The sequence below is a fragment of the Paraburkholderia sp. genome, assembly GCF_026225065.1.
Taxonomy (GTDB): domain Bacteria; phylum Pseudomonadota; class Gammaproteobacteria; order Burkholderiales; family Burkholderiaceae; genus Paraburkholderia.
This window is the reverse complement of record NZ_JAMFSB010000220.1, coordinates 1-2,420: the sequence shown is the minus strand read 5'-3', so window position 1 is coordinate 2,420 and position 2,420 is coordinate 1. Positions and strand designations below refer to the sequence as shown.

Annotated in this window: 4 protein-coding genes; all 4 read right to left on the bottom strand. The window is 60.3% G+C overall.

Annotation, left to right across the window (positions count from 1 at the left end):
* Positions 1–251: penicillin acylase family protein (locus tag M0954_RS16300; RefSeq protein ID WP_297354281.1), on the bottom strand; the 251-nt coding region annotated here is incomplete at its 3' end.
* Between the two features lie 100 nt (positions 252–351).
* A complete protein-coding gene (locus tag M0954_RS16295; RefSeq protein WP_122157370.1) occupies positions 352–1,179 on the bottom strand; it encodes an alpha/beta fold hydrolase in 828 nt (275 codons plus the stop codon).
* A gap of 54 nt (positions 1,180–1,233) precedes the next feature.
* Positions 1,234–2,004, bottom strand: a complete 771-nt coding sequence (locus M0954_RS16290; RefSeq protein ID WP_122157369.1) for a DUF4118 domain-containing protein — start codon at positions 2,002–2,004, stop codon at positions 1,234–1,236.
* A gap of 211 nt (positions 2,005–2,215) precedes the next feature.
* Positions 2,216–2,420 (bottom strand): MipA/OmpV family protein (locus M0954_RS16285; RefSeq protein WP_297354280.1); only part of this gene is annotated, 205 nt, incomplete at its 5' end.

The following is a 2,420-nucleotide window of genomic DNA, read 5'->3' as shown; positions in this document are numbered from 1 at the left end:
TCGGCCATCGTGCACAGATTGTCCTGGGCCTGCACATAGCCATATCCGTAGCCGAGGCTGCCCCAGTCGTCCGCTTTCACATGCGGAATGCCGAGGGCAGTGCGGCGAATCTCGACCTGATATGCCGGCGTGGCGGCGTCGACGCGCGACTGAACGTCTGCGGAAGGCGCGCTGCAACTGAGCAACGCAATGACAAAGGGAAGAGCAAGCAACAGGCGGGCGCCGCGGGTGAGAGAGGGCATCGGACGCATGGAGTGGTAGCAGGGTGGGACCTCATGCTAATGCGAATGAGTCGCAATTACAAGCTTGATGCGACGTGAATTCCTTTCAATCCGCCATGAAACCGCCTTGTCAGCTTCCCAGTGCCGCCAGTTGCCGCAGGCGCCGCGCGAGCGCCTTGGAGACGACCAGTGACTCCGCACCGCTGCCAATGCCGCGGGCGGCTTCGCTCTCGCGCAGGAACGCGGCGGTTTCGGACGCCACGATTTCACGCTCGTTGTCCGAGGTGATCATGTGATACGAGTCGTCGAGGTAGATCGTGCGCAGAAAGGGTGAAGCAATCTTCGCAGCAACGTCATGCGCGTTGCGCGGATTGGCCGTTTCATCGTCGATGGCATGAATGATCAGGCAGTCGGTCGTGATGCCGGCGAGGCTCGCGCGAACGCGTTTCGCAAGCCGGCTCGCCTCGCGCAACGCGGGCAGCGAGATCGTAGACGGCCCCACCTCGCTGATGCCATTGCGCTGCATGGCGCGCGCAATCTTCGCACGCAAAGCCTCATTACGCAGACCGAACGGCGAGGCTTCGCGATAACGCCAGCGACTGCGCAGCGGCGTGTAGTAGGCCCAGCCAAGCAAAAACCGGTACCACGGTATGGCCCAACCGTCGTACGAGAGCGTGACTGATAACAGCACGACTGCGTGGGCCGTCGGCCGTTTGCTGACCACGGCCAGCGCCAGGGCCGCTCCTACCGACAGTCCGCACACCGACACCCGCGCATAGCGCTCGGCCAGCGAGTCGAACTCACGCACGGCAGCGTCGACCCACGCTTGCATGTCGCGTTCCGGGGATCCCGCGCTGTAGCCATCCAGCACTGGCGCGAAAGCGGTAAATCCTTCGCTGTTCAAATGACGTGCGAGAAAGCGCATTTCGAGTGGCGAACTCGAGAGGCCGTGCAGCATGAGCACGGCGTGCTCACCGCTTTCCTGGAGGATGTGTGTAGCTTGATCCAATGCTTAAGCCTCGATTCGCAGAACCAGAAAGTCGCCGGCATGCGTCGTAAAACGCTCCCCGACGCAATCGACAGGCTTATACGTGTGGTCGCCGCTCCTGATTCGCAGGCGATGACTGCCAGGCGAAAGGGTGTTCTGGAGGCGTGCGATATCTGCCGGATGCACCGCTGAAAAGCGGCTGCCGGGCGCCGAGGTATGCGGCAGGGAGTGTGCTGTGCCGGCCGCGTGATCCGCGTCTGGACGCAACGACGCTTTCCGGTCGAGCGCCTGGATCAGGATGATGGAGTCGTGATAGTGCGGCAGATGGCGCAAGAGCCGATGTGTTTCGTCAATCGTGCGAAGCCGCAGCGCGCGCTTGTTATCCGCGCGTAGCAACATTTCATAACGCGATTTAGACACTGACGCAAACATCTCCGCGCGAAACTGTGCCCGGCGCAGGCGCTCGATCAGGCAGATGATGAAAAGCGTCACCCCCGGATACGAGACGACGAGCATCAGGTCGCTGTGATCGAACACAGAGAAGTCTGCATACGGCGGCACAAACAGATAGTCGGCGATGACCAGTCCGACGAGCATGACGGTCAAGGCGGGCCCTAGCCCGAAAAAATATTCGATGAGCGCAGCGGCGACGCAGAATAATGCGCCCGGCATCGCGGGGCCGAGGAATGGGCTGAGCAGCATGCGCACTCCACTTGCCACCGCCAAAGCGAGAAACGCGGCAAGCCAAGCCCGGGAACCGCGTGGGGCCCACCTTTTGGCGTTTTGAATTTTCACAGCACTGCGTGCTTCATGGCACGCCTAACTTATTGATTGGGGGGCAATGGTATCGCATTCGATGGCGTGAGGACATGGGTTCTCACATGAGATTCTCGTGAAAATGCAAGACACCTGGCCCTTTTCTGTACCTTTCTGCCTCTTACGCTTGTATGACATCTATTCGAAAGACTTGGGGGTACTCAGTAATTCTTGCCGTGGAGAATACGCGTCAAAACGTGTAAGTCAGCGCGAAGGTGTCCGTATTTTGCTGTACACGCCGCGTGATAGGACTCGACGCGGAGTTTCCGTATAGGCGTGCGAATTTCAGTTCGACCGTGGCGATCAGCGATTTGGTGATCAGATAGTCGGCCTCGGCGGTGATGTAGCCGGTGGCCGCGCCGGAATGCGCGTCGTAGACCGCCAAACCGGAAGCT